At 57.3% G+C, this 25,134-nt stretch carries 26 protein-coding genes; 12 read left to right on the forward strand and 14 right to left on the reverse strand.

The genetic code is table 11. From position 1 onward, the window contains the following. Positions 1–19 precede the first annotated feature (19 nt). A complete protein-coding gene (gene foxA / locus BJP35_RS07445) occupies positions 20–2,128 on the forward strand; it encodes a ferrioxamine B receptor FoxA (protein WP_143349618.1) in 2,109 nt (702 codons plus the stop codon). A 66-nt stretch (positions 2,129–2,194) separates the two neighbouring features. On the opposite strand, the gene BJP35_RS07450 is transcribed toward foxA, so the two are convergent. Further along, positions 2,195–3,610 (reverse strand): PLP-dependent aminotransferase family protein, encoded by a 1,416-nt coding sequence (locus BJP35_RS07450; protein ID WP_020885331.1) that lies wholly within the window; start codon positions 3,608–3,610, stop codon positions 2,195–2,197. 176 nt (positions 3,611–3,786) lie between these two features. On the opposite strand from BJP35_RS07450, the gene BJP35_RS07455 reads away from it, so the two are divergent. Next, positions 3,787–3,948 carry a DUF1127 domain-containing protein gene (locus BJP35_RS07455; RefSeq protein WP_014168457.1) on the forward strand — a complete coding sequence of 54 codons (162 nt, stop codon included), beginning with the start codon at positions 3,787–3,789 and terminating at the stop codon, positions 3,946–3,948. 59 nt (positions 3,949–4,007) lie between these two features. On the opposite strand, the gene BJP35_RS07460 is transcribed toward BJP35_RS07455, so the two are convergent. Both BJP35_RS07460 and BJP35_RS07465 read right to left on the reverse strand, forming a co-directional pair. Next, positions 4,008–4,262 carry a DUF4282 domain-containing protein gene (locus BJP35_RS07460; RefSeq protein WP_020885330.1) on the reverse strand — a complete coding sequence of 85 codons (255 nt, stop codon included), beginning with the start codon at positions 4,260–4,262 and terminating at the stop codon, positions 4,008–4,010. 81 nt (positions 4,263–4,343) lie between these two features. Further along, the gene (locus BJP35_RS07465; RefSeq protein WP_014168459.1) at positions 4,344–5,732 is read right to left on the reverse strand and encodes a PLP-dependent aminotransferase family protein; all 1,389 of its coding nucleotides are present in this window, start codon (positions 5,730–5,732) and stop codon (positions 4,344–4,346) included. A 102-nt stretch (positions 5,733–5,834) separates the two neighbouring features. On the opposite strand from BJP35_RS07465, the gene BJP35_RS07470 reads away from it, so the two are divergent. After that, a complete protein-coding gene (locus BJP35_RS07470) occupies positions 5,835–6,314 on the forward strand; it encodes a carboxymuconolactone decarboxylase family protein (protein ID WP_032679560.1) in 480 nt (159 codons plus the stop codon). Here the strand turns inward: BJP35_RS07470 and BJP35_RS07475 are convergent. Beyond that, positions 6,301–7,203 carry a LysR family transcriptional regulator gene (locus BJP35_RS07475; RefSeq protein ID WP_068795246.1) on the reverse strand — a complete coding sequence of 301 codons (903 nt, stop codon included), beginning with the start codon at positions 7,201–7,203 and terminating at the stop codon, positions 6,301–6,303. The two genes, BJP35_RS07470 and BJP35_RS07475, sit on opposite strands and share 14 nt — an antisense overlap. A gap of 100 nt (positions 7,204–7,303) precedes the next feature. Here BJP35_RS07475 and BJP35_RS07480 point away from each other — a divergent pair, with 100 nt between their 5' ends. From BJP35_RS07480 to BJP35_RS07510, 7 genes are all read left to right on the forward strand, one after another. Continuing rightward, entirely contained in the window at positions 7,304–8,719 is a 1,416-nt protein-coding gene (locus BJP35_RS07480; RefSeq protein ID WP_078774313.1) for an aldehyde dehydrogenase family protein, read from the forward strand. 108 nt (positions 8,720–8,827) lie between these two features. After that, the gene (locus tag BJP35_RS07485; RefSeq protein WP_032681731.1) at positions 8,828–9,151 is read left to right on the forward strand and encodes an antibiotic biosynthesis monooxygenase; all 324 of its coding nucleotides are present in this window, start codon (positions 8,828–8,830) and stop codon (positions 9,149–9,151) included. Next, entirely contained in the window at positions 9,144–9,521 is a 378-nt protein-coding gene (locus tag BJP35_RS07490) for a hypothetical protein (protein WP_032679564.1), read from the forward strand. The genes BJP35_RS07485 and BJP35_RS07490 overlap by 8 nt, the downstream gene beginning before the upstream one ends. Continuing rightward, positions 9,514–10,209 (forward strand): helix-turn-helix transcriptional regulator, encoded by a 696-nt coding sequence (locus BJP35_RS07495; protein ID WP_040018547.1) that lies wholly within the window; start codon positions 9,514–9,516, stop codon positions 10,207–10,209. Before BJP35_RS07490 ends, BJP35_RS07495 begins: the two co-directional genes overlap by 8 nt. 135 nt (positions 10,210–10,344) lie before the next feature. After that, positions 10,345–10,815: a MarR family winged helix-turn-helix transcriptional regulator gene (locus BJP35_RS07500; protein WP_025205651.1), complete on the forward strand. Its 471-nt coding sequence runs from the start codon at positions 10,345–10,347 to the stop codon at positions 10,813–10,815. Continuing rightward, the gene (locus tag BJP35_RS07505) at positions 10,812–11,879 is read left to right on the forward strand and encodes an HlyD family secretion protein (RefSeq protein WP_086463009.1); all 1,068 of its coding nucleotides are present in this window, start codon (positions 10,812–10,814) and stop codon (positions 11,877–11,879) included. The genes BJP35_RS07500 and BJP35_RS07505 overlap by 4 nt, the downstream gene beginning before the upstream one ends. Next, the gene (locus tag BJP35_RS07510) at positions 11,869–12,945 is read left to right on the forward strand and encodes a DUF2955 domain-containing protein (protein ID WP_086463010.1); all 1,077 of its coding nucleotides are present in this window, start codon (positions 11,869–11,871) and stop codon (positions 12,943–12,945) included. The genes BJP35_RS07505 and BJP35_RS07510 overlap by 11 nt, the downstream gene beginning before the upstream one ends. Here BJP35_RS07510 and BJP35_RS07515 read toward each other — a convergent pair. Genes BJP35_RS07515 through BJP35_RS07525 form a run of 3 tightly spaced genes read right to left on the reverse strand, consistent with a single transcriptional unit; the run spans position 12,942 to position 15,662 of the window. Further along, positions 12,942–14,213 (reverse strand): DUF445 domain-containing protein, encoded by a 1,272-nt coding sequence (locus tag BJP35_RS07515; RefSeq protein ID WP_014168469.1) that lies wholly within the window; start codon positions 14,211–14,213, stop codon positions 12,942–12,944. The two genes, BJP35_RS07510 and BJP35_RS07515, sit on opposite strands and share 4 nt — an antisense overlap. Positions 14,214–14,216: 3 nt before the next feature. Further along, complete coding sequence (locus tag BJP35_RS07520; protein ID WP_086463011.1) at positions 14,217–14,870, reverse strand: LysE family translocator; 654 nt, start codon at positions 14,868–14,870, stop codon at positions 14,217–14,219. 39 nt (positions 14,871–14,909) lie between these two features. Continuing rightward, positions 14,910–15,662, reverse strand: a complete 753-nt coding sequence (locus BJP35_RS07525; RefSeq protein WP_040018550.1) for an AraC family transcriptional regulator — start codon at positions 15,660–15,662, stop codon at positions 14,910–14,912. 154 nt (positions 15,663–15,816) lie between these two features. Between BJP35_RS07525 and BJP35_RS07530 the strand changes: the two genes are divergently transcribed. After that, positions 15,817–17,187, forward strand: a complete 1,371-nt coding sequence (locus tag BJP35_RS07530; protein ID WP_078774311.1) for an NAD-dependent succinate-semialdehyde dehydrogenase — start codon at positions 15,817–15,819, stop codon at positions 17,185–17,187. A gap of 45 nt (positions 17,188–17,232) precedes the next feature. On the opposite strand, the gene BJP35_RS07535 is transcribed toward BJP35_RS07530, so the two are convergent. Both BJP35_RS07535 and BJP35_RS07540 read right to left on the reverse strand, forming a co-directional pair. Further along, positions 17,233–17,553 (reverse strand): hypothetical protein, encoded by a 321-nt coding sequence (locus tag BJP35_RS07535; RefSeq protein ID WP_020885318.1) that lies wholly within the window; start codon positions 17,551–17,553, stop codon positions 17,233–17,235. Continuing rightward, positions 17,553–18,098, reverse strand: coding sequence for a YfaZ family outer membrane protein (locus BJP35_RS07540; protein ID WP_014168475.1), 546 nt, complete (start codon positions 18,096–18,098; stop codon positions 17,553–17,555). Before BJP35_RS07540 ends, BJP35_RS07535 begins: the two co-directional genes overlap by 1 nt. Positions 18,099–18,510: 412 nt before the next feature. On the opposite strand from BJP35_RS07540, the gene BJP35_RS07545 reads away from it, so the two are divergent. Next, positions 18,511–19,869, forward strand: a complete 1,359-nt coding sequence (locus BJP35_RS07545) for an esterase-like activity of phytase family protein (protein WP_078774310.1) — start codon at positions 18,511–18,513, stop codon at positions 19,867–19,869. 46 nt (positions 19,870–19,915) lie between these two features. Here BJP35_RS07545 and yjiA read toward each other — a convergent pair whose 3' ends face one another. The 5 genes from yjiA to BJP35_RS07570 all read right to left on the reverse strand — a co-directional run bounded on the left by yjiA (position 19,916) and on the right by BJP35_RS07570 (position 25,129). Next, a complete protein-coding gene (gene yjiA, locus BJP35_RS07550) occupies positions 19,916–20,869 on the reverse strand; it encodes a GTPase (RefSeq protein ID WP_020885316.1) in 954 nt (317 codons plus the stop codon). 10 nt (positions 20,870–20,879) lie between these two features. After that, complete coding sequence (locus BJP35_RS07555) at positions 20,880–21,083, reverse strand: YbdD/YjiX family protein (RefSeq protein ID WP_003856610.1); 204 nt, start codon at positions 21,081–21,083, stop codon at positions 20,880–20,882. 96 nt (positions 21,084–21,179) lie between these two features. Continuing rightward, positions 21,180–23,333, reverse strand: coding sequence for a carbon starvation CstA family protein (locus BJP35_RS07560; RefSeq protein ID WP_020885314.1), 2,154 nt, complete (start codon positions 23,331–23,333; stop codon positions 21,180–21,182). A gap of 190 nt (positions 23,334–23,523) precedes the next feature. Continuing rightward, positions 23,524–24,441: a YafY family protein gene (locus BJP35_RS07565; RefSeq protein WP_063156969.1), complete on the reverse strand. Its 918-nt coding sequence runs from the start codon at positions 24,439–24,441 to the stop codon at positions 23,524–23,526. 178 nt (positions 24,442–24,619) lie between these two features. Next, on the reverse strand, positions 24,620–25,129 hold the full coding sequence (locus tag BJP35_RS07570) for a 4-hydroxyphenylacetate 3-monooxygenase reductase subunit (protein WP_014168481.1): 510 nt from the start codon (positions 25,127–25,129) through the stop codon (positions 24,620–24,622). Positions 25,130–25,134 lie beyond the last annotated feature (5 nt).

Consider the following 25,134-nt stretch of genomic DNA (forward strand, 5'->3'; position numbering starts at 1 on the left):
TTCTTATTAACAATAAGAAATACCTTTGGAGAGGGTTATGTTTGCTAAGTCACGTCTGGCACTGCTGGTGGGATGGGTTACCGGTAGCGTCGCTTTTCCTTTACTGGCGCAGGATGCCCAAAAAACGGACACCGTTGTGGTCACGTCGCAGATGCAATCTGCTGCCACCAAGCTTGAAACGCCGGATATAGAGACTCCGCAGTCGGTCTCTATCGTTACCCGCGAGCAGTTTGAAGAGCAGGGCGCGACCAGCGTGCGCCAGGCGGTGAGTTACACGCCGGGGGTTTACAGCAACCAGATTGGCGCGTCAAACCGCTTCGACTACATGGTGCTGCGCGGTTTCTCCGACGGCAGTCTGGATAACGTCTACCTCGACGGCCTGAAGATGATGGGAGACACCAACTCTCACAGCTCGCTGGTGGTGGATCCCTGGTTCCTCGACAATATCGAGGTGGTGCGTGGCCCGGCCTCCGTGCTGTACGGCCGTTCATCGCCGGGCGGTATCGTGGCGCTGACCTCCCGCAAGCCGTCGTTCGATCCGGGTGGGGAGATTAAGCTATTTGCCGGGAACAATAACCAGCGCGGGGCGATGTTCGACGTCACCGGCCCGGTTGATGATAACGACCGCGTGGCGGTGCGCCTCAGCGGGATGACCCGCTATGCCGATTCCCAGTTTGATCCGCTGAAGGAAGCGCGCTACGCGCTGATGCCGAGCCTGACCTGGCGCATCACTGATAACACGCGTCTGGATCTTATGGCCTATCTGCACTGCGATCCGGAAGGGGGGAGCCACTCCGGCCTGCCTTATGACGGCACCGTGGTGCCGCATAACGGTAAGAAAATCACCAACACCTTCTTTGAAGGTGAGGATGATTACGACAAGTACGATCGTCGGGAAAACATGGTGGGCTACAACATTGAGCACATGTTCGACAGCGGCTGGACGGTGCGCCAGAAGCTGCGCTATCTGCACACCAAAGTGGAGCTGAATCAGGTATATGCCGCGGGCTGGCTGAACGATACCGAGCTCAACCGCGGCTATTCCGGTTCTGACGAGAAGATGAATGCCATCACGCTGGATAACCAGGTCGACGGCAGTTTCGATACCGGGGCAGTTAACCACCGTGTGCTGATCGGCCTGGATTATCAGGACCGTACCAATAACGTGACCGGCTACTACGGCGGTTTCCCGCCCATCGACGCGTTCCACCCGGTTTACGGTGCGAAACCGGATTACATCACCCAGTACAGCAAGGAAAAACATAAGCTGCGCCAGACCGGGTACTACCTGCAGGATCAGATGTCCATTGACCGCTGGCGCCTGACGCTGGGCGGGCGTTATGACCAGGTAAGCGTGTCGAACGTTGATAACGTTAACCATACCCGCAGCGACCTGGATAAGAACAATGTCAGTAGCCGCGCGGCGTTGCTGTATCTGTTTGATAACGGTGTCGCGCCGTATCTCAGCTACTCCACGGCCTTTACGCCGACCAGCTTCGCCGATGAGCAGGGCAACATTCTGGACCCGATGAAAGGCAAGCAGTGGGAAGCGGGCGTGAAGTATGAACCCGAGGGGATGAACAGCCAGTTCAGCGCCTCGGTGTTCCGCATCAACCAGAAGAATATCGCCACCAAAGAGGAGCCGACCGATCCGTACCGTTCCATCGGTGAGATCGAGTCCGAGGGCGTTGAGCTGGAAGCGGTGGGTCAACTGACCGACAGCCTGCGCATGCAGGCGGCGTACACCTATACCGACATTCGCTACAAGAAGAGCAGCCCGGAAGAGGAGGGCAAGCGCGCCGTCTATGCGCCGCGGAATATGGCCAGTGCCTGGCTCAGCTACGACGTGAAAACGGGCCCGCTGGACGGTCTGACCGTCGGATCCGGCGTTCGTTACGTTAACGGCATTACCAGCGATCGCCAGAACACCCATACGCTGCCGTCGTATACGCTGGTGGATATGGTGGTGGGGTATGACCTGTCGAAGGTGGGGCTCACGGGCATGAGCGCGCAGCTGAACGTCAATAATCTGACCGATAAACGCTATGTGGCGGCGTGTAACTCGCTCTCCTACTGCTATTTCGGCGCGGAACGCAGTATCGTTGGCAGCGTTTCATGGACGTTTTGAGTCGGTGACAGTGCCGGGCGGCGGTGACGCCTTGCCCGGCCTGGCGGTGGAGGGCATCAGGCCGCACTACGCCTCCATCGCAATCACAATTGCCTCACCCATCTTCTTCAGCGCCTCACGATGCTTCTCCGTTGGCGGTAACGCAACGTTGATCCGCAGGCAGTTGCGGTACTTGCCGGACGCAGAGAACAGCGACCCGGCTGCCGCCTGGATCTTCAGCCGGCACAGCTGCTTGCTGACGCACACCATGTCGACGTTTTCCGGTAACTCCACCCACAGCAAAAAACTGCCCTGCGGACGCGTCACGCAGATCTCCGCCGGGAAATACTGCCGCACCCAGCAGGTATAGGTTTCCATATTCTGCTGATAAATCTGGCGCATACGGCGAACGTGACGATGATAATGGCCGTCGCGAATAAACGCCGCCACCGCCATCTGCGTTCCCGGCACGTTAAAGCCGCCTGCAGCGTATTTCATGTGCATCACCCGGTCGTAATAGCGCCCCGGCACAATCCAGCCGACGCGCAGGCCCGGTGCCACGGTCTTGGTAAACGAGCTGCACAGGAGCACGCGGCCATCAATGTCCATGGAGTGAATGGTGCGCGGGCGCGGGTATTCCGCCGCCAGCTCGCCGTAAATATCATCCTCCACGATCACGATATCGTGCCGCTGGGCGAGAGCCAGCACCTGCTTCTTCCGCGCTTCCGGCATGATAAAACCCAGCGGGTTATTGCAGTTGGGCACCAGGATCACCGCTTTAATGGGCCACTGCTCCAGCGCCAGCTCTAACGCTTCAATGCTGATCCCGGTTTCGGGATCGGTGGGAATTTCGATGGCTTTGATGTTGAACCCGCGCAGCATCTGCATGGTGCCGTGAAACGACGGGGATTCCACGGCCACAATATCGCCCGGTTTGCATATCGAGAGCAGGGCAATCGACAGCGCGCCGTGGCAGCCATTGGTGATGACAATCTCATTCGCGGCCACGGTAGAGCCGCCGTCCAGCATCAGCCGTGCGATCTGCTCGCGCAGCTCGAGCCGACCGTCGAGCACATCATAGCTCAGCATCTCGCCCGGATTGTGCTGCGCGATGCGGCTCATTTCACGCCACAGCGGTTTCAGGCTCGGTTGATTGACGTCCGGCGAGCCGCCGCCAAAGGAGATCATCTCTTTGTCGGCACGGGCATCCAGCAGCATCATCACTTCATCCCACTGGGTGACGTCTACCGGACGCTGCACCGGACGCGTCATTGCCGGTACGGGCGGCATGGCCTTACGTTGCGAGACAAAATAGCCGGAGCGTGGCTGAGGCGTGATCAACTGCAGATTTTCGAGGATCTGGTAGGCCTGCTGTATGGTGCTGATGCTAACGCCATGCTCCTGGCTCAGCGCGCGCACCGACGGCAGGCGTTCACCGCTGCGATACAGCCCTTGTTGAATGCGTTCCGCCAGAAGATTGGCGAGATGTTGATAGCGCGTCATGCTGTATCCTTTGTTTTCACCATACAGATTGTAAAACCAGTACAGATTGCCGCAAAAAACGGCATGCAGATACAGTTTTAGCGGATCTGTATGTTAAACAAAAGATGTTTTTGAATCTGTATTGTACGACCTGAATTCCACGATGATAACGCTACTGGCACAGTGAGGAGAGCATCATGGAATTTTACGAGAACCGTTCAAAACGTCCGTTTATTGTTTTTGTCTGGATCGGCAAAACGCTACGCAACTGGTACCGTATTCACCGCACCCGTCGCATCCTGAGCAAGATGAGTGACGAGCAGCTTAAGGATGTCGGGTTGTCGCGCTATGATGTGTAAGCGGGCAGGGTCGGCGCTGGCCGGGTAAGGAGAAACCCCTACCCGGCGCAACGGAGAGATTATTCGACTGATTTCACCGCGGTGTTTTCCGCGATGCGGCGCAGATATTCGTTATTCTTAAACGCAACCATGATCAGTTCGAACGTCACGCGACAGCCGATCAGGCTGAAAATCATCCCGATAAATCCGGTGATCAGATGATCGGTAAACATGGAATACACGCCGGCAATCAAAATCACCAGCATGACGATCCAGTAGAAGAAGACCAGCACGCGTGGCGTTAATAAGTAGTCAAATCCCAGAATGGCTTTCATTTTCTTTTCCTTAGAAATATAAAAAAGGCTCAAGATTGTATCTTTATCACGTTCTTTTATGGCGTGGATAGCTATCTGATTTCAGAGTAGTAATTCCAGCGTTTCTTGTTTTGGCCTTTCAAGTAGTGCCACCGCCTCCTGATACGTGCGCACGTTGTTATAGCCCATCACCAGTCCGTAACGCTTGCCGGAGCCGCGATACCACTCCGAGAGCGCGTTAACCTGCAGCTGCTGCGCTTGCCAGCAGTGCGCGATTTCCCGGTCACAACTCCCTTTCGAAAGGAATGCCACGATGTGCATCCCACCGTCGTTTTGCTCGGTGAAAAACAGGTCGCCATACACCTCCTGTAAAGCCTTAATCATCCACTCCCGCCGGGTCTGATACAGGGCCCGCATCTTCTTAAGATGTCGGAAAAAATGGCCTTCGTTGAGAAAGGCGGTGAGGATCTTTTGCGTCAGCACCGGCTGGCCGCTGGTGACGATGTCCGCGCAGTCGGTAAACGCCCCGAGGGTGCTGGCGGGCATCACCACGTAGCCCATGCGCAGCGACGGCATAATGGTTTTGCTGAAGGTGCCCATAAAAATGACCCGGTCGTGCCGGTCGAGGCTTTTTAGCGACGGCAGCACCTTGCGGGTGTAGTGAAATTCCCCGTCGTAGTCATCCTCAATAATCCAGGCCTCGTTCTGACTCGCCCAGTCGAGAAGCTGTTGTTTACGCGGCAGAGAGAGGGTGACCGCCAGCGGACTCTGGTGCGACGGGGTGACGATGGCGAAGCGGGCATCGCGATGGTGGCGCAGCAGGTATTCCGTATCGATCCCGGCGCGATCGACCGGCACGGTGTGCAGGCGCGGCACGATCCGCTTGAGCAACTGCTGGCCCATAAAGTAGCCCGGATCTTCAAACACCACCTTGTCGCTGCGGCTGGCCAGCGTATCGAGGATCAGGCGCAGGCTACCGCTGTAGCCGCTGGTGATCAGCACCTGCTCGGCGGTGCAGGCGAGCCCGCGTGAAATATTAAGGTAGCTGGCAATCGCCTGGCGCAGCGGATACCAGCCCAGCACGGGCGGATTCAGCATCTCTTCCTGGCGCATGGCGCGCGTCGCCTGGCCTGAAAGCAGCAGCCATTTTTTATAGGGAAAGCTGTCGAGGGAGGGAATGCCGGGGCGCAGAAAACCTGCCCGTTCGCGCTGGCCGATCAGCGAGGCCGGAAGTGTGCCGGTGGTCTGCTCCGCAGGGGCGTGCTGCGCGGGCAGTAACAGGTCCGGATTGACCCGCGTGCCGCGTGCCCCCTGGCTTACCAGATACCCTTCGCCCGTCAGGATGGCGTAAGCGGTTTCAACGGTTTTGCGCGCCACCTTCAGCTCTTCCGCCAGCACGCGAATGGCGGGGACTTTGTCGCCAGGCTTTAGCACGCCACGCGTGATGTTGTCGCGATAGCGGGTATAAATAGCGTGATAGCCCGGTTTCATGTCCTACCTCGTTTGACGGTTTTTGTGTCTTTTTACTATGTCATTATCCGCGTAGATTGTCCTCATCGCATGACATATGCCGCACAAAAAAGAGGAAAGACAATGAGCACCCGCGTAAACCACCATAAGATCACACCTGCCCTCGCCAACGCGCTGTCCAACCTGAGCATGGAAGTGGCGAAAACCTCTCTCGACCCGGCGCTGAAGCACCTGATCGACATTCGTGTCTCACAGCTGAACGGCTGTACCTTCTGCCTGGATATGCACTCGAAAGAGGCCAAAATTGCCGGAGAACGCGAGCTGCGCCTGTACCATCTGGCGGCATGGCGCGAGTCCCCGCTGTTCAGCGCCCGTGAGAAAGCGGCGCTGGCCTTCGCCGAAGCGCTGACGCAAATTAGCGTGCATGGCGTGAGTGATGCGCTCTATCGCAGCGTGGCGGAGCACTTCTCGGACGTGGAGATTTCAGAGCTGAACTTTGCCATTGTGGCGATCAACGCCTGGAACCGTCTGGGGATCACGTCCCGCATGGCGCCGGGCTCGCTGGACGCGGCTTACGGGCTGAACAAAGCTAACCTCGAATAACCCCGCGCTCACGGATCATCGCCACCAGCGCCCGTAACCCTGGCGGGACGTGGCGATGCCCCGGATAGTACAAACGCAGCCCGGCAAACGGCTGCGTCCAGTCGTTTAACACGCTCACCAGTTCCCCGCTTTCAAGCTCTTCCCGGATATACAGTTCCGGTAAAAACCCTATCCCTAATCCCGCCTTCACGGCCCGGATCGAGGCGAAAAGATCGGACGTGGCAAAGCGCGGCGGTACCGCCAGGGCGTACTGTTCCCCGCGACGCGCCAGCTCCCAGCGGTAGATCCCACCGTGCGCCATGCGCATACCGATCCCCTGATGTAAGAGCAGATCCTCCGGCGTGTGCGGCGTGCCGTGGCGGGCAAAGTAATCCGGCGTGGCGGTGACAAGCTGGCGGATCTCACCGGTCAGCGGCACGGCGATCATATCCTGTGGCACGGATTCTTCAAGACGGATCCCGGCGTCGTAACCTTCTGCGACGATGTCGATCATTCGTGCTTCGCTTAGCGTCTCGACGCGCATTTTCGGGTAGCGGATCATAAAGTCGATCAGCAATTGATCCAGAAAGAGCGCACCGATATGGTTCGGTACGTTTAAGCGCAGGGTGCCGGCAGGTTCGCCGGTATCACTGTGGATCTCTTCGCTGGCCTGGCGTATCGCCTGCAGGGCCGGGCCGATACGCGCCACGTAGCGCTGCCCGGCGTCGGTAAGCGCCACGCTGCGGGTCGTGCGGTTAAACAGGCGCGTCTCCAGGCGGCTCTCCAGCCCGGCGATAGCGTTACTTACCGCCGTGGCGGACATGCCCAGCTCCTGTGCCGCACCGCGAAAACTGCCGCGCCGCACTACCGCCATGACCACTTCCAGCTCTGTCAGACCCGAACGATGCATAGATTATCCTGAAAATCGAAACAACCCTTGCAGCATAGCGTGGATTATCGCAACGGAGAAGCCGTGCCAGACTGTGTCCATACAGCCTGAGGAGGTTTATATGCACCACATCGAACAGATCTTTATCAACGGCGAATTTGTTACCCCGCACGGCACTGAACGTTTTGATTTATACAATCCGGCGACGGCGCGGGTGATTGGCCAGGTTCGCCTGGCCGATGAGGTAGACGCTGAGCATGCCATCGCGGCCGCGAAAGCGGCATTTCCGGCATGGTCGCAAACCCCCCGACAGGAACGCATTGCCGCGCTGAAACGCATGCATGTCGCCGTGGCCGCCCGTCATGACGCGCTGCTGGACGCGGTGATTGAAGAGTACGGCGCGCCAGCCTCGCGCTCGGCGTGGATGGCCCGCTACCCGGCAGATGTCATTGCCCAGGCTATCGAGGCGCTGGAAGCCTTTGAGTTTGTGACCACGGCGGGGGCGGCAACGGTGCAGATGACGCCGCTTGGTGTCGCCGGGCTTATTACCCCGTGGAACAGCGACGCGGGGTTTATCTGCGGCAAACTGGCGGCTGCGCTCGCGGCGGGCTGCACGGCGGTGATTAAACCGAGCGAGATGAGCGCGCTGCAAACCCGCATTGTCACCGAGGCGCTGCGCGATGCCGGGTTACCGCCGGGCGTGTTTAACATTGTCACCGGACGGGGCGATACGGTCGGTGAGACCATCAGCCGCCATCCGGACGTGGCGAAAATTTCGTTTACTGGTTCGACCGTTACTGGCAAAGCGATACTGCGCAACGCGGCGCAGAGTGTTAAGCGGGTGACGCTGGAGTTAGGCGGTAAATCGCCGACGATCCTGCTCGATGATGTCGATTTGGCGCAGGCTATCCCGCTGGTGGTGCAGGCCGGGTTTATGAACAGCGGGCAGGCGTGCGTGGCCGGAACGCGCATTCTGGTACCGCAGTCGCGTAAGGCGGAAATCGAAACTGCACTGGCGCAGGCCGTCGCGGCGGTGAAATCCGGCGATCCGCGCGATAACGCGACAGAAATTGGCCCGATGGTCAGCGAAAAACAGTGGCTGCGGGTGCAGGGCTATATCCGTAAAGGTCTCGACGAGGGGGCAAACCTGCTGGTGGGGGGCGAAGGGCGTCCGGAAGGGACGCAGGACGGCTGGTTTGTGCGCCCGACGCTGTTTGCTGACGTCACAAATCAGATGGCGATTGCCCGGGAAGAGATCTTCGGCCCGGTACTGTGTGTGATCCCTTATCAGGACGAGGACGAGGCCGTCGCCATTGCCAACGGCACTGAGTATGGCCTGAGTGCGATGGTGCTGGGCAGGGATGTCGAACGTGCGCGTCGCGTGGCGCAGCAGATTGTCGCGGGCCGCGTGCTGGTGAACACGCTGGCCCATGAGCCTAAAGCGCCGTTTGGCGGGTTCAGGCACTCCGGCGTGGGGCGTGAGATGGGCGAGTGGGGGATCCGCGCGTTTATGGAGCCGAAGTCGATTCTGGGATAACCGTTTGTCGCCCTCCCGAAAAGAGGGCGACAATACTTCGCCCTTCACCGAAGCATCCGCATTTTCTTTCCTGCATGCTCTCCGCACCCTCACAACGGAGAGACAACCATGATTGCAGTCCTTTTCGAAGCCCAGGCCGCGCCTGCCCACCAGGCGCGTTACCTGCAGCTCGCAGCCGAACTCAAACCCCTGCTGGCGGATATCGACGGGTTTATTGATATCGAGCGTTTTCAGAGCCTGACCACCGACGGCAAAATTCTCTCCCTCTCCTGGTGGCGGGATGAAGAAGCGGTCCGCCGCTGGAAGCAGAACGTCTTTCATCAGGCGGCGCAGAGGGAGGGGCGGGAGGCTATCTTTACGTACTACCGCATTCGGGTGGCGCAGGTGGTGCGGGAATACGCCTCAGAAACCGGGGGGCGTGCGGATGTATGACGTTCATGTGATTTTCGACGCTACGCCAGGGGAACTGGCGCGATTCGGCCAGCTGCTTGGGCGCAATGGTGTGGGGCTGGAGGGCGGTGGCGTGTTTGGTACCGAAGCCCATTTCCTGGTGGAAGAGGGCGAAAAAGCCCGTCGCGTGCTGCTTGAGGGCGGGTTTAACGTCCGATCAGTCCGTAAACCGCTGATCAGAAAACTGCAGCAGGCGCGCCCCGGTGAGCTGGGCGAGATTGCCGCGGCGTTAGCGGCTCACGGTGTGTCTGTACTGACCCAGTACAGCGACCATGCGAATCACCTCATTCTGCTGACGGATAATGATAAGCTGGCGGCAGAGATCACCAGACCATGGGCAGTCCATGCTTAAGACCCGTTTACCCCCTGACAACAGCGCGCTGCTGGAGCAGGCCATGGCGGCAGTGGCCGCCGCCATGGCGGATCCGTCGCGTGTGAAAATGCTCTGTGCGCTGATGGATGGCCGGGCATGGACCGCCACCGAGCTGAGCGCGGCGGCGGATGTCGCCCCCTCCACTGCCAGCGGGCACCTGACCCGTCTGCTGGACGGCAAGCTGATTACCTGCCTGTCACAGGGGCGGCATCGCTATTACCGCCTGGCAGGACACGACGTGGCGGAACTGGTCGAGCAGATGATGGGGCTGTCGTGGAGCCGCATCACCCCGCCGGAAACCACCGCCCCAAAAGCCCTGCGTGAAGCCCGCACCTGTTACGACCATCTGGCAGGGACGGTGGCCGTTCAAATCTATGATTTTATGCAGGCGCAGGGCTGGCTGGAGACGGACGGATCAGCCCTGACCGTGTATGGACGCGAACAGTTCCTGACGCTCGGTATTTCATTAAGCGCCAATCCGCGCCGTAAGGCCTGCTGTGCCTGTCTTGACTGGAGCGAGCGGCGGTTTCATCTTGGGGGCGAGGCGGGCGCGGCGCTCCTCGCGTACCTGGACAGCAACGGCTGGATCCAGCGGGTGGCGGGATATCGGGACGTGGTGGTCACCGCGTCAGGAAACGTTGCCATTAAAAAACGTTTTAGCCGCTAAATTCTCGGCGGTTTGATGCCCTTTCCCACCGGGAGAGGGCATTCGTCTTTCGCAATTCCTGCTCTTTTGTCTCTCGTTTCTTGATACTTATCCTGGTAACTATTATCTTGACCGCGTGTTACGAGAGGATATCCCATGCGTGAAGAAGAACTGTTTAGCCGCAGACCGATGGGGATGCGGATGGCCATGATCGTGCGTCAGTGGCGCGCCGTGATTGACGACGCCATTCTCGAGACCGGGTTAACCCAGTCGAGCTGGACGGTGATGATGCAGCTTCAACAGCTTGGGGATAACGTCTCGGTGAGTGAACTGGCGGAGGTGCAGGGTATTGAACTGCCGCCGCTGATGCGCACGCTGACACAGCTGGAAAAACAGGGTTACCTGTTACGCACTGTATCGCCTTATGACAAGCGTATCCGGCTACTCACGCTGACGCCGGAGGGGAACGCCGTACTCAGGACGCTCTCCCGGGTGATCGAGACATTTCAGGCGCGCGTATCGCAAAACATCGCGCCGGAGCATCTCGATATTTTCAGCGCCACATTGAATCAAATCGCCTGCAATTTGCGGAAAATCCGCGAAGAAGATAACAAGACCGAAAAATAATGACTCCTGAACAAAAGTTTGCCCGCTGGGTAAGGGTAAGTATTGCCTCTTTCCTGCTGATGTTTGTCTACTTTGTCGTCGCGGACATCTGGATCCCGCTGACGCCGGACTCCACCGTCATGCGCGTGGTGACACCGGTTTCTCCGCGCGTCTCCGGCTACGTGGCGGCTGTCCATGTACACAACAACAGCCAGGTGAAGCGAGGCGACCTGCTGTTTGAGCTGGATGACACGCCGTTTCGCAATAAAGTGGAAGCAGCGCAAATCGCGCTGGAGCAGGCGCGTCTCTCTAACGAACAGCTGGATGCGCAGATCGCGGCCGCACAGGCCAGCCTGAAAACCGCCGTGCTGACCGCGCGTAACGACAAGGTGACTTACGATCGTTATCAGAAACTCAGCACGCTGCAGAGCGTGTCGCAGGCGGATCTGGATAAAGTCCGGACCACCTGGCAGAGCAGCGAGCAGTCCGTCAGTTCGCTGCAGGCGAACATCCGTAACCTGCGCATTCAGCGCGGTGAGCGGGAAGAACACCGCAACGTCACCCTGCAAAAATACCGCAACGCGCTGGATGAAGCGGAACTGAATCTTGGCTGGACGAAGGTTTACGCCCAGGCGGACGGCACGGTCAGTAACCTGCAGCTCAGCCCCGGCTATTACGCCTCCTCCGGCTCGGCCGCGCTGGCGCTGGTGAATAATCAGGCCGATATCGTGGCCGACTTCCGCGAGAAGAGCCTGCGCCATACCCATCAGGGAACCGATGCCGCCGTGGTGTTTGACGCCTTCCCGGGACATGTCTTCCGTGCGCATGTGACCAGCAGCGATGCGGGGATCCTCGCCGGACAGGAGGCGGTGAACGGCGAGCTGTCCGAGCCAGAAACCTCCAACCGGTGGGTTCGTGATGCCCAGCGTATGCGAATCCACGTGGCGCTGGACGAGGCGCTGCCGAAGCAACTTCCGACCGGTGCGCGTGCCACCGTGCAGCTCTATAACAGCGAAGGGCCGTTTGCGCGCTTCTTCTCCGGGATGCAGATCCACCTGGTGAGCCTGCTGCACTATGTCTATTAACACTCTGGCGCGGGTGTTTACCCCGCACGGCAACATCGTCTATACGGCAAACGACTTTCGCCAGACCCTGCGCATCGTCTTTGCCGGCATGATTGCGCTGAGCATTTCGAGTTTTTACAACACTCACTACGGCGTGTTTTTCGTGGTCTACCCCATCATGCTGCTGTCGCTGGTACCGGTCTTTAACCGCCACGTGGCGAAGCAATTTATCTTTAGCGCCTCGCTTAACTGCGTTGAAATGGTCATTATCATCGGCTATCTGTCGCAATGGCCGGTGATCATGACGTTAGTCGTGTTCGCCTTGTACGTCATGCGTTTTCGCTTTATGAGTAAGGGACCGCTGTTTCTGTTTGGTTCGATGGGCGTGGTCTGCCAGAGCGTGATGCTCAACTTTATGAGCTATCCCACCACCGACTGGCATACGTTGCTGTTTTCCAATATCGAAGCGAGCGTTATGGCGGTGTGCCTGAGCGCGCTGATGAATTACCTGCTGCCGGACGTGGAGCCGCGCAAGCCGCCGCCGCTGATTGAAAAAGATGACGCCCGTGTGCGCCACGAGTCGCTGCTTTCCGGGACCGTTGCCACCCTGATTTTCGTCATCTTCCAGGTAAGCGACCTGAGCGACTCACTGTCCGCGCTGATGGCCGGGGTATTGATTCTGTTTCCCATGCATTATCGCGGCGCGGTGATGAGTTCCCTCTGGCGCGTGGTCGGCGTGGTGCTGGGCTGCCTCTACATTCTGGTCGTCCAGCTTATCCTTTACGATCACAGCAGCCATATGCTGCTGATGATGCCGCTTATCGGCCTTGGGCTGGCATTTGGCGCGCGGCTGCACGTGATGGAGAAGGTCGGCGCCGGGGTCGGGTTTTCCAGCATCACCACCATCGGCATTATGTTCGGGCAGAACATGCACCCGGACAGCGACCTGGTGTTCAGCGATCTCTATCGCATTACCTCGGTGACCTTTGCGCTGGTGGCGACCCTGACAATGGTCTTCCTGGTGCATTTGATCCTCAATCGCTTTGCCCCTACGCGCTATGTGATCGCGCCGCCTGAGGCGAGTTAATGCGCGAGCACGGCAGGCAATTGCGAGAGTAAAAACAGGATCAGGCCAATCGTTCCGCCCACCAGCGTGCCGTTCACACGGATGAACTGCAGGTCTTTGCCGATGTTAAGCTCAATCTGGCGCGACATATCTTTGGCATCCCAGCTCTTGACCGTGTCGCTGATATGCCGCGTGAGGAACGCGGCAAAATCCGGTGCCACGCGGTGCGCCGCCTGCTCCAGATGCTCGTTCAGCGATGCCTGCAGGCTGGCATCGTTCGACAGCGTTTCGCCAAACCACAGTCCGGCGTTGGCGATGCGCTGCCTGACGCGCGAGTCCTCGCTTTGCATATCCGCTTTCAGCCACTGACGCAGGTCGGCCCACATCTCGCCCAGATAACGGTTAAACGCCTCGTCGTTCTTCAGGTAGTGCTTGATGTTATCGGCTTTGGCGGCCATTTCCGGATCGTTTTTCAGGTTGTCGATAAACTTCAGCGTGGCGCGGTCAAACGCCTGGCGGATCTGGTGCGTGCGGTCGTGGCTGATATCATCCAGCAGCGTATTCACCGCATTCGACACCATCTCCGCACTCTGATCGCCGAGCCACTCGGTAGGCAGCACCATGGCCTTGCGTGGATGCTCGGTCTTCAGCCAGTGCACAATCTGGTCGGCGATAAAGTCCCGCGTGCTGTCACGCTGGATAAGCGCGATCAGGCGGTTGATGATGGCGTCCAGCAGCACCTGATGGCGATTGTTACGGGTCATGCTCTCCAGCATCACCGCGCTGGTTTCGGTGAAGTCGACCTTGTCGATGGCCTTGTGCACCGCCCGTTTGAGCAGCCGCTGAATGCGTCCGTCGTCGGTCAGTTCAAGAAAACCGCTCATTACCTGAATCAGATGCAGCCCGACGCGCCGGGCGTTGTCGGGTTGGCTGAACCAGGTGCCAATCATCTGTGCCGGTTCATAGCGGCGGATCAATGCCACCAGCGACTGGGTATCGAGAAACTTTTCCTGCACGAACTGACCCAGATTGTCGCCAATGCGGTCTTTGTTGCGCGGAATGATCGCCGTATGGCGTGAGATAAACGGGATAGGCACCCGGCGAAACAGCGCGACGACGGCAAACCAGTCCGCCAGCGCGCCGACCATCGCCGCCTCGGCAATGGCCTTTACGCCGCGCACCCAGAAGGTTTGCGGCAGGAACAGGGTGGTGATAAACGCCGCGGCGGCAATCAGCAGCAGCGACAGCGCCAGCAGCTTGGCGCGTTTAAGTTCAGCTATTTTTTCCATGGCTTAAGAATAGAGGGAGGCGGGAAGAAAATGCAAAAAACGCCACACGACCCACCCACCAAACGCCATCAGCACCACGCCAGCGGTTCGCTCAATCAGCCAGAGTGAACGGCTGAGCGTCCGCTGAACCACGGGCAAGCCCATCAGCGACACCAGCGCTAAATCCCAGACCAGCACCACCATTACCATCCAGACACCGCAGATTGACTGCTGAAGCAGCGTGACATCCGGCCCTAACAGCGCCGTCATGAGCGCCAGATAAAAAAGTGCATTCTTCGGGTTTAACAGTGCCGAACCGAGCCCCAGCAGGATTTGCTTACGCAATGAGGGGCACCGCTGATGAGTCTCATTGAGCGCAAGCGTCTGTGGGCGGCTGCGCGCCAGCCGCGTTCCAATCCAGAGCAGGTAGAGCGCGCCGGATAATTCGATAAGGGTAAACAGCCACGAAAACGTGCGCAGGGCGCTCCAGCCGATAATCACCAGCACAATATAGAGCGCGTTACCCGCGGCGATACCGAGGCACAACCCGGCACTGCCGCGCAGCCGGTAGCGTGCGGCGTAACCGACCAGCAAAAAGAAATCCGGACCGGGGCTTAACAGGGCTACAAAATGCGCCAGCGCCAGGGCGAGAAAAGCGGAAGGGAAGAACAGTTCCATCGTGACCTCCAGAGCAAAAACGGAGATCACCTTACGGCGTTACGTATCCTGATTATTGTCTGATATTGATCGGCCCGTCGCGTACTGGCGAGGCGTGGCGGCCGTGTAGCTGACGAAGGTTTTATGGAAATGGCTCTGGTCGGCAAACCCGCTCTGGTAACCGACATCGGCGAGATCATCCCCCGCACGCAGTCGCGCTTTGGCGTATTCCACGCGAGAGATGCTGAGAAAGCGTCCTGGCGTCAGGCCGGTGTCCTGTTTAAAGGTGCGGATTAATGTCTCTTTGCGCAGTGAAAATCGCCGGGCAAGGTCGTCAAGGGAAGGCGGAGCGGTGAGGTTCGACAGAAACGCCTCTTGCACCTGCTGACTCAATGAATGGGGCTTATCTGTACGGCCTGTAGAGGGGGGAAGGGCGCAAAGCAGTGCGTTCAGGGAGGCCGCGGTCATGTTCTCAACCACGTCAAGATAATGATTAAACAGCGCTTGATCGCGAATGACCTGCAGTGCCAGCGAAAGGTCAGTGTCGATATACAGCATATGGTAGCTGCGCGGCTGTCCCGCCACCGGGTTGCAGCTGTGGGGAGCATGCGCCGGGATGACGATGATGTCGCCAGGGGTCAGGATATACTCCCTGTCATGGATTGTGCAGCACGTCTGGCCTTCCAGGATCGCGCCAATAGAGAGCTGTGGGTGACAATGACGTTTATACGCCTGGGTGCTCTGCCACGTGCTGCGCAGCTCGTGGCCGCAGGCGCGATGAAAGGTCTGGCGGATGTGTCGGGTCTCGGTCATGGGGGACTCCTGTCAGGAACGTTTTTTATACCATGCCCGCGCGACATGTTGCAGTACCACGCTAAGAACCTTCCGGATATACCCAACTTTACGTCCATCGCCAGTCATATTGTCTACCCTTAATACCCTAAGCGGTAAAACAAGGAGATTCGACATGGCTTACCAGACAGTAAATCCTGCCACAAACCAGCTCATCAAAGAATATCCCTCCCATACCGACGCGGATGTTGAAGCGGCGCTGAAGGCGGCCGATGCGCTTTACCATTCGGACTGGGCAAAAGGCGACATTAACCAGCGCCTGCCGGTACTGCGTAAACTTGCGGACCTCATCGACGAACGTACGGAGGATCTGGCCAGAATTGCCAGCAAGGAGATGGGTAAGCTCATTGAGCAGAGCCGCGGTGAAGTGAAACTGTGCGCGCAAATCGCCCGCTACTACGCGGATAATGCCCAACGGTTCCTCGCCCCGGTGAAGTACGACTCCGAACTCGGGGAAGCGTGGGTCGAGCACCACCCTATTGGCGTGCTGATGGCCGTTGAGCCGTGGAACTTCCCTTATTACCAGCTGATGCGTGTCCTCGCCCCGAACCTGGCGGCCGGTAACCCGGTGATCGCCAAACACGCCAGCATCGTGCCGCACTGTGCAGAGACGTTTGCACATCTGGTGCGTGAGGCCGGTGCACCGGAAGGGGCGTGGACCAACCTGTTTATTTCGTCGGATCAGGTGGCGAACATCATCGCCGACGATCGTGTACAGGGTGCCGCGCTGACCGGTTCCGAAAAAGCGGGTAGCGTGGTCGCGGCGCAGGCGGCGAAGCACATCAAAAAATCGACCCTGGAGCTGGGCGGTAACGACGTCTTTGTGGTGCTGGATGATGCCGATCTGGAGAAGGCCGTGAAGACGGGCGTGAATGCCCGACTCAATAACGCCGGCCAGGTCTGTACGGCGGCGAAGCGTTTCATCCTGCATGAGAAGATTGCGGATGCCTTCCTCGCGAAATTCACCGAGGCGTTTAAGCAAGTGAAGATTGGCGATCCGCTGGACGAGAGCACTACCCTGGGGCCGCTGTCCTCTCAGGATGCGCTGGACACGTTGACCAGACAGGTCAACGAGGCGGTGAAAAACGGCGCGACGCTGCATTACGGTGGCAAACCGGTGCAGCGTGACGGGTGCTTCTTTGAGCCGACGATCCTGACGCATATCTCGCGCGACAACCCGGCCTACTTTGAGGAGTTCTTCGGCCCGGTGGCGCAGATCTATGTGGTGAAAAATGATGACGAAGCGGTCGCACTGGCGAACGATTCCCACTATGGTCTGGGCGGCGCGGTGTTCAGCAAGGATATCGAGCGGGCGAAGAAAATGGCGTCGCGTATTGAGACCGGCATGGTGTATATCAACTGGCTCACCGATACCGCGCCAGAGCTGCCGTTTGGCGGCGTGAAGCGATCCGGTTACGGACGCGAACTGTCGGACCTGGGGATCAAAGAGTTTGTGAACCAGAAGCTGGTGGTGGTGCGTAAGTAACTCCGCGAATAAAAAACCTGCCATTCGGCAGGTTTTTTTTTGGGGTTATTGCACTTCAATCTTGTCCCAGCCGCTTTTGAACATGCAGCTGTCGACTAAGGTATCCCGGCGATATTCATTCGCGTCTTCAACCGTGTAGCTCGTGGAAATATCCTTTTTCTTTTTCGATTTGTCCATTTTTTCCGAGCTCGAACCGGTCACAACATTGTCCGGGGGCAGATCAATCAGGGCCTGTGCTTCGCATTCCGTGAGCTTTTTATTCATCTCAGCGTCACTGACTCCCGGTTTCACCCATTTATACTGGACGCAACCGGTGAGCAGAAGCGTGATGCTCAGAACGCAAAGCGCGGTAATGCGGTGTTTCATCAGAAGGTGACTCCACCGCCTACATATGCGCCGTCGATCAGCGTGTGGCCAGGACGACCGTCTTTGCCGTCAACGCTTACGTGACGATAACCCACTTTCAGCGTCACAGGCGTGATTGGCGTCCAGCTCACACCGCCGTTGGCTTCCACGTAGTTTTTCACGCTGTTGTTCAGACCTTCTGGTGCGGCATACCCTTCGCCAAACACGTGGATGCTGTCCGTCAGCGCAACGTTAATACCGCCACCGATGGGGAATGCCACGCCGTTATCGCCTTTTTTCGGGCCAAGGTAGATTGCTTTAGCGCCGGCATTCAGCATTACCGGGCCCACTTCCAGGTTGTAACCGGCGCCAACGCCACCTGTTTGCGTGCCGTCATCGGTGTTTTTGAGCCAGTTGCTTTCAAGGTACACACCGGATGAGGATTTACCCATTTCCAGATTAAGGTTAGTAAAGTTTTTACCTTGCTCAATCGTGCCGCCCATAGCCAGTGCGGAACCCGACAGGACGGTCAGAGCAGAAAGAAGAAGAACATTCAGTTTTTTCATGTTTTATGCCTCGTCATTAATTTCATCTGAGGCCACCTTAACAAGCGATGTTTATGACTGCAAATGTGATTAAAGTCGTGTTTTTATGCTGTTTTTGTTAATGGCTGGCTTTTGAAATGTTGCTTTCATGTTTAGTTATCGCCGGGTCAATATGTATTACCTGGACGTTTAAGACAGGTTTAGTTTTTTGACTAAATAGACACTGAACGAGACAGAGGATAACCGTTTGAGATGAATTAATTGGCTTTCTAATAATTTCCAGAAACATTTCAAATTTTACACTTTGTGGTTTAGTTTTACATTTCTGGCGATTCATGCGCCTGCAATTGCCTGCCCGCGTATCTCTGCGGTGTCATTTTCCTGACACGTTTGTTCTTTACGTTGTTGGCTTCACTTTCTGGATACTAACAATATGAAAAGAAAAATTATTCCTGTGCTTATCGGTTGTGCGCTCTCTTTCTCTGGCCTGGCGGCGCAGCCTACGGCTGAACACTATGTTGTCAGCTTCCCCGAAGGCACGCGCGTGAGCTACAGCGGCGCGTTTGCCGGTGCGTTCCCGAAGGGGCTCCCGGTCGGGATCGGCTCTGGCCTGCTGTTTACCGGTAAACAGGGCGATACCCTGACGTTTGCGACCGTGACCGATCGCGGTCCGAATGCGGATTCGCCGAAAGTGGGGAAAGACGAAGCCAAAATCTTTGTCACGCCCGATTTCGCTCCGCTGCTGATGACGATTCGCGTACAAAATGGCAAAGCGGAGGCCGTCGATGCGCGCCCTCTGCATGACGATAAAGGCGAGATCAACGGTCTGCCGCTGCAAAGCGGCGTGATTGGCTCGACCAATGAAGTGGCGTTCAGTGACACGTTAAAGGTGCTGAAGGGCGACAATCGCGGGCTGGATACGGAAGGTATCACGCCGGACGGTAAAGGCGGTTACTGGCTGTGCGACGAGTACGGTCCGTTCCTGATTAACGTCGACAGCAAAGGCAAGATCCTGGCGATTCACGGTCCGCAGGCGGCGGAAGGCGAGAAATCCATCGCGGGCGGCTTGCCGAATATTATTAAATGGCGTCAACCAAACCGGGGCTTTGAAGGACTGACCCGTATGCCGGACGGGCGTATCATTGCCGCGGTGCAAAGCACGCTGGATATCGACGGCAAAAGCAAAAAACAGGCGCTGTTTACCCGCCTGGTGAGCTTCGACCCGGCGACCGGGAAAACCGCGATGTACGGTTATCCCATCGACAGCGCGGCCTACAGCAAAAACAGTGACGCCAAAATTGGCGATATTGTGGCGCTTGATAACCAGCAGCTGCTGCTGATTGAGCAGGGCAGCGATAAAAACGATGGCATGCGCAACCTCATCTACAAGGTGGACCTCAGCAAGGCGAGCGATCTGACACGCTTCGATAAGCCGGGCGAATACCCGGAGTTTGATGACGAGAAGACGCTGGCCCAGCGCGGCATTACGCTGGCGGCTAAAACCCAGGTCGTGGATTTGCGCGCGCTTGGCTGGCAGCAGGAAAAGGCCGAAGGGTTAGCGCTGATTGACAACAAAACGCTGGCGGTCGCGAACGATAACGACTTTGGCGTGAAGGTGGCGATGGAAAATCCGGTCGAGGGCAAGAAGCTCAAGGACTATCGGGTGAATTCGCAAGGCGCGCTCACGATTGATGATAAACCGGTTGCGACCACCCTCGCCGTGAAGCCGCTGGCGAAGCCGGCGTCAGAAAGCGAACTGTGGATTGTGACGCTGCCCGAGGCGCTGAAATAATCTCACAGCCCTCTCCTCAACTGCGGAGAGGGCTGCGTTCGTACGATTATTTGCGCAGTGCTGCAAACGCTGTCCGGATCTCGTCTTCCGGCAGCTGTAGCCCAATAAACACCATGACGCTTCGCGGCGTTTCATCTCCCCACGGTCTGTCCCAGTCCGCGCTGTACAGCCGCTGTACGCCCTGGAACAGCAGGCGGTTCGGTTCGCCATCAATCCACAGCATCCCTTTGTAGCGCAGTAGCCTGTCGGCAAAAGAGAGCAGCAGGTTTTCCATGACGCGGGAGACGTCGCTGATATCCACCGGGTAATCCAGCTCGACCACAATCGACGAGACGTCGTTTTGTTTATCTGCCATAAAGTGGAAGCGCGGCGTTGAGGTGACATGCTCTTCCAGCATAAAGCCGTTGGTGTTGAACAGCTGCGAGAGGTCGATATCACCGTGCGTCGCGATGTAAATCGGCGCCCGCGAGTTGATACGCGTCAGGCGCTCGCGCAGTTTTTCGCTGTCGCCCGCCACGTCGGTTTTGGTCAGCAGGATGCGATCGGCGTAGCCCACCTGCGACTGGGCGAGGGTGAACTGGTTCATCTGTTCGTCGGCATGAACCGCGTCGACCAGCGCAATGACGCCATCCAGCAGGTAGCGCTGGCAGAGGATCTCATGGGCGAAAAAGGTCTGAATAATCGGGCCGGGGTCAGCCATACCGGTGCATTCAATCACCAGGCGGTCAAAATCGATTTCACCGCGATCGCGGCTGTCGAGCAGATCCAGCAGGGCGTCTTCTAATTCATTCGAGCGGGTGCAGCAGATGCAGCCGTTAGTCAGGGTTTTGATCTGCGTGGCGCGATCGCCAATCAGCTGATCGTCGACCGAGACTTCGCCGAATTCGTTTTCGATCACGGCGATTTTGAAGCCGTGCTGCGCGTTCAGAATGTGGCGCAGCAGGGTGGTCTTACCGGCGCCAAGGAAACCGGTCAGCAGGGTGACGGCAATCGGGGTCATGGTCTCTCCTTTAGCAGCAGCGTACGCCGCCTTCTCCACTCCCGCCGTAGCGCGCTTCCTGACGCTCGCGGAAGAATTCGGTATAGGTCATGTACGGTTTATCCGGATGGTTGGTCTTCATATGCTCAACGTAGTTGTCATAGTCCGGAATGCCAATCAGCATTTTCGCCGCCTGACCGAGGTATTTTTTCGCTTCGCCTAAGTTACCAAACATTGTGCCTTCCAGATAGAAAAAGCCCGGCAGGGGCTGCCGGGCGTTGTTTCCCTTCACCCTAACCCTCTCCCGCAGGGAGAGGGATGCGAGGGCGGATTAGTGGTGTGAAGAGGTCTTCACGCCGCCTTCCGGTACCGGGACATACGGGGTTTCTTTATCCGTACGACCCTCGGCGTTACGCACGTTCAGCCAGGTTTTGATGCCGTAGAAGATGATGCTGTACACCACCACCAGGAACAGAATGCTCAAACCTGCGTTGGTGTAGTTGTTCACCACGATGTGGTTCATGTTGGCAATCTGCTGGGCAGTGAGGTCCGCGCCGCCTGCGGCAATTTTCTCTTTGTACTGGTTAGCCATGAAGAAGAAGCCTTCCAGCTGCGGGTTGGCGCTGAACAGTTTCAGACCAAGCGCCCAGGTGGTGCAGAGCAGCAGCCACAGCGCAGGGATCACGGTGACCCAGATGTATTTGGTGCGTTTCATCTTCACCAGTACAACGGTGCCAAGAACCAGGGCGACAGCGGCCAGCATCTGGTTAGAGATACCGAACAGCGGCCACAGGCTCTTCACGCCACCCAGCGGGTCGACAACGCCCTGATACAGCAGGTAACCCCACAGACCCACGCAGCCCGCGGTTCCCAGAATACCCGCCACCAGAGAGTCGGTTTTCTTCAGGAACGGCACGAAGTTACCCAGCAGGTCCTGCAGCATAAAGCGTCCCGCACGGGTACCGGCGTCCAGCGCGGTGAGGATGAACAGCGCTTCAAAGAGAATACCGAAGTGGTACCAGAAGCCCATGTCCGCCCACGGCAGCACTTTGTGGAACACGTGTGCGATACCCACTGCCAGCGTCGGTGCGCCACCGGCGCGGTTCAGGACTGACGGTTCGCCAATGTCTTTCGCGGTCTGCATGATCTGCTCAGGCGAAATCACGAAGCCCCAGGAGCTGACGGTTGCGGCAGCATGTGCGCTCGCATCTTTCAGCTGTGCCATGATCAGCGCCGCGTTATCACCGCCCATCTCATGCAGGTTTGGCATGGTAATGCCCAGGCCTGCCGGAGGGGTGTTCATCGCGAAGTAGAGACCCGGTTCGATGATGGACGCGGCAACCAGCGCCATGATCGCCACGAAAGACTCCATCAGCATTGCGCCGTAGCCAATCAGACGCGCGTCTTTTTCGTTAGCCAGCAGCTTCGGTGTGGTACCGGAAGCAATCAGGGCGTGGAAGCCAGAGACCGCACCGCAGGCGATGGTGATAAACAGGAACGGGAACAGCGCACCTTTCCACAGAGGACCGGTGCCGTCGATGTACTGGGTCACTGCCGGCATTTTCAGATCCGGGTTAATCACCAGGATGCCGATCGCCAGACCGACGATAACGCCGATTTTCAGGAAGGTCGCCAGGTAGTCACGCGGTGCCAGGATCAGCCAGACCGGCAGCAGAGCGGAGACAAACGCATACCCAATCAGCGCGAAGGTGATGGTGGTGTCCTTGAAGGTCAGCGCCGGACCCCAGTACGGGTCGTGCGCAATCACGCCACCGAAGTAGATGGATGCAACCAGCAGTACAATACCAATCACCGACACTTCACCCACGCGACCCGGGCGGATAAAGCGCATGTAGATACCCATGAACAGCGCAATCGGCACGGTAGAGCAGACGGTGAATACCCCCCACGGACTTTCGGCCAGCGCTTTCACCACGATTAACGCCAGCACCGCGAGGATGATGATCATAATCAGGAAGCAGCCGAACAGTGCGATGGTCCCCGGCACGCGGCCCATCTCCTCTTTCACCATCTCACCCAGAGAGGCGCCGTTACGGCGAGAAGAGATAAACAGCACCATAAAGTCCTGCACCGCCCCGGCCAGCACTACGCCCGCGAGCAGCCACAGGGTACCAGGCAGGTAGCCCATCTGCGCGGCCAGAACCGGGCCGACCAGCGGACCCGCACCGGCGATAGCGGCAAAGTGGTGACCAAACAACACGTAGCGGTTGGTGGGCACGTAGTTGAGACCGTCATTATTAATGACCGCCGGAGTGGCACGCGTCGGGTCGAGTTTCATGACCTTCTGCGCGATGTATAAGCTGTAGTAGCGATAAGCAACAAGATAGACGGAGACAGACGCAACGACGATCCACAGGGCGCTTACGTGTTCGCCCCGGCGTAGTGCGACAACCGCCAGACAAAAAGCGCCGAGGATCCCGAGTAACGCCCAGGGCACGTGCTTCAGTAGTTTTTTCGTATCCATAGTAAGACCTGGTTTTTTATGTAATGAAAAAGGGTCAGGGTTCGTTATGAGGAGGTATTGATTAATGCTGGAGCGATCGTGCCAGAACCACGCGCGTGTAAAGACAGGTAAATGAATGAGCGGTTGAAAGGGCCAGGTGAGCGGTCAAAGAGGGCGGCGAGTGGTTCCGTCTCGCCGCCGCCGGGAGAAATTATGTGATTGAGATCACGTGGTTATCTGCTGTGCGCTCTACCGCCAGATAATTTTCCAGCGTTTTAAGCAGCTTCTCTTTTAGCCAGTTGGGCTCCAGGATTTGAATGTTCGGCAGCCAGTAGAACAGCAGCGGCAGGATCTGGTTCTCGTGTGCCGCCTGACAACGCAGCGTGACGCCGTTGTGCTGCTCACCGACAAGCTCTTGTTCCGGCAGCAGGTCGCGGCGCATAAAGTAATGTGAAATAGTATCTTTAATGAATATTTTCACTTCGAAAGTGTCTTCCGACACCCACGGATCAAGGCTTTTTTCCAGCAGCCCGAGCGCATTTTCTTCCGGCGTGAAGGTTTTTTGTTGAATATCAAACCAGCTAATCTGACTCAACGAGAAGGATTTTAGCCGGCTATTCTCGGTGGCTTGTAAATACCATATATTTTTATTGTTAATGAGTTTATAGGGATTAATCAGGCGGGTTTTACCCTTATAAACGATCTGGCATACATTACGATTCTTAATCGATTTCTCGATTTTCGATAAATAGCGACGAATATCACGTTCTACCGTGTGCTCTGCGTCGTTGCCAAGAATAAGAATATGATTTTCGTCAACGCGTGTTTCAAGTTTCTGCCAGAATTCCGTATTTCTTTCCGGGAAAAAGCTATCGGCATTCAGGAAGTTAGCAATCGTGTGATGTAATCCTTGTCCACCGGGAGATTGTGCGGAGTGGATCAGACGATACAGTCCGTTACCGGTATGTTCCACAATAGGTGAAAGCGCATTTAAATCCCGGTAGACGGTGCGCTCGGTAATTTTAAATTTTTCCATGAGCGCACTGCGGTTTACCACACCATTTAAATGTAACTCAACCAGAATATCGACCAGACGTTCAGCCGAGCGGCTCCGCGTCGATTTAGCCATAAGGTCTTCCTGTATATTAGGGTATGCGCTGAATGATGCGGGTAGCACTGACATGTATTGTCAGTATTCAGACACAGAAAATTTCTCTTATGGCTATATAACGGCGTGATTAAGCGGAAACCTTAGGAATTTTTGTGGAAATTGGCGCTGGCCGGGAAACGGCCAGCGCAGGAGGGGGTCACACTGCGGCTTCAGTCTCCATCATGACGGGGTGGAAACGGCGTTTAAAATAGATCAGGCCGTGTCCCGCTTCGCTCAGAATGATGTTTTTAATTTCAACGAGATAAACCAGATGGGTGCCGATGGTTTGCACCTGGCTAATCTCGCCTTCAAGGCTTGCCAGCGCGCCCTTCAGCACCGGTTGCCCCTGCGGACCTTTCTGCCAGCAGGAGAGGGCAAAGCGATCGTCCATTGCCATGCCGGTCATCCCGGCGAAGTGGCGGGCCATGATCTCCTGCTCATGGTTCAGCACGTTAACGCACAGCTTACCGTTACCCTGGAAAACCGGGTTCATGGCACTGTTGGCATTGATGCAGACCATCAACGATGGCGGGGTGTCCGTGACCGAACAGACGGCGGTGGCGGTGATACCGCAGCGTCCTGCATCGCCCTCGGTGGTGACAACATTAACCGCCGCCGACAGGCTGGCCATCGCATCGCGAAAACGCAGGCGTTGTTCTGTATGCATTGAAA

The sequence above is a fragment of the Enterobacter sp. J49 genome, assembly GCF_002148625.1.
Taxonomy (GTDB): Bacteria; Pseudomonadota; Gammaproteobacteria; order Enterobacterales; family Enterobacteriaceae; genus Enterobacter; species Enterobacter ludwigii.

Bases quoted from the DNA above. Each gene is read 5' to 3' on its own strand.
- BJP35_RS07450 (WP_020885331.1), bottom strand. From the start codon at position 3,610: ATGACGCGCTATCAACATCTCGCCAATCTTCTGGCGGAACGCATTCAA.
- BJP35_RS07455 (WP_014168457.1), top strand. From the start codon at position 3,787: ATGGAATTTTACGAGAACCGTTCAAAACGTCCGTTTATTGTTTTTGTC.
- BJP35_RS07460 (WP_020885330.1), bottom strand. From the start codon at position 4,262: ATGAAAGCCATTCTGGGATTTGACTACTTATTAACGCCACGCGTGCTG.
- BJP35_RS07465 (WP_014168459.1), bottom strand. From the start codon at position 5,732: ATGAAACCGGGCTATCACGCTATTTATACCCGCTATCGCGACAACATC.
- BJP35_RS07470 (WP_032679560.1), top strand. From the start codon at position 5,835: ATGAGCACCCGCGTAAACCACCATAAGATCACACCTGCCCTCGCCAAC.
- BJP35_RS07475 (WP_068795246.1), bottom strand. From the start codon at position 7,203: ATGCATCGTTCGGGTCTGACAGAGCTGGAAGTGGTCATGGCGGTAGTG.
- BJP35_RS07480 (WP_078774313.1), top strand. From the start codon at position 7,304: ATGCACCACATCGAACAGATCTTTATCAACGGCGAATTTGTTACCCCG.
- BJP35_RS07485 (WP_032681731.1), top strand. From the start codon at position 8,828: ATGATTGCAGTCCTTTTCGAAGCCCAGGCCGCGCCTGCCCACCAGGCG.
- BJP35_RS07490 (WP_032679564.1), top strand. From the start codon at position 9,144: ATGTATGACGTTCATGTGATTTTCGACGCTACGCCAGGGGAACTGGCG.
- BJP35_RS07495 (WP_040018547.1), top strand. From the start codon at position 9,514: ATGCTTAAGACCCGTTTACCCCCTGACAACAGCGCGCTGCTGGAGCAG.
- BJP35_RS07500 (WP_025205651.1), top strand. From the start codon at position 10,345: ATGCGTGAAGAAGAACTGTTTAGCCGCAGACCGATGGGGATGCGGATG.
- BJP35_RS07510 (WP_086463010.1), top strand. From the start codon at position 11,869: ATGTCTATTAACACTCTGGCGCGGGTGTTTACCCCGCACGGCAACATC.
- BJP35_RS07515 (WP_014168469.1), bottom strand. From the start codon at position 14,213: ATGGAAAAAATAGCTGAACTTAAACGCGCCAAGCTGCTGGCGCTGTCG.
- BJP35_RS07520 (WP_086463011.1), bottom strand. From the start codon at position 14,870: ATGGAACTGTTCTTCCCTTCCGCTTTTCTCGCCCTGGCGCTGGCGCAT.
- BJP35_RS07525 (WP_040018550.1), bottom strand. From the start codon at position 15,662: ATGACCGAGACCCGACACATCCGCCAGACCTTTCATCGCGCCTGCGGC.
- BJP35_RS07530 (WP_078774311.1), top strand. From the start codon at position 15,817: ATGGCTTACCAGACAGTAAATCCTGCCACAAACCAGCTCATCAAAGAA.
- BJP35_RS07535 (WP_020885318.1), bottom strand. From the start codon at position 17,553: ATGAAACACCGCATTACCGCGCTTTGCGTTCTGAGCATCACGCTTCTG.
- BJP35_RS07540 (WP_014168475.1), bottom strand. From the start codon at position 18,098: ATGAAAAAACTGAATGTTCTTCTTCTTTCTGCTCTGACCGTCCTGTCG.
- BJP35_RS07545 (WP_078774310.1), top strand. From the start codon at position 18,511: ATGAAAAGAAAAATTATTCCTGTGCTTATCGGTTGTGCGCTCTCTTTC.
- yjiA (WP_020885316.1), bottom strand. From the start codon at position 20,869: ATGACCCCGATTGCCGTCACCCTGCTGACCGGTTTCCTTGGCGCCGGT.
- BJP35_RS07555 (WP_003856610.1), bottom strand. From the start codon at position 21,083: ATGTTTGGTAACTTAGGCGAAGCGAAAAAATACCTCGGTCAGGCGGCG.
- BJP35_RS07560 (WP_020885314.1), bottom strand. From the start codon at position 23,333: ATGGATACGAAAAAACTACTGAAGCACGTGCCCTGGGCGTTACTCGGG.
- BJP35_RS07565 (WP_063156969.1), bottom strand. From the start codon at position 24,441: ATGGCTAAATCGACGCGGAGCCGCTCGGCTGAACGTCTGGTCGATATT.
- BJP35_RS07570 (WP_014168481.1), bottom strand. From the start codon at position 25,129: ATGCATACAGAACAACGCCTGCGTTTTCGCGATGCGATGGCCAGCCTG.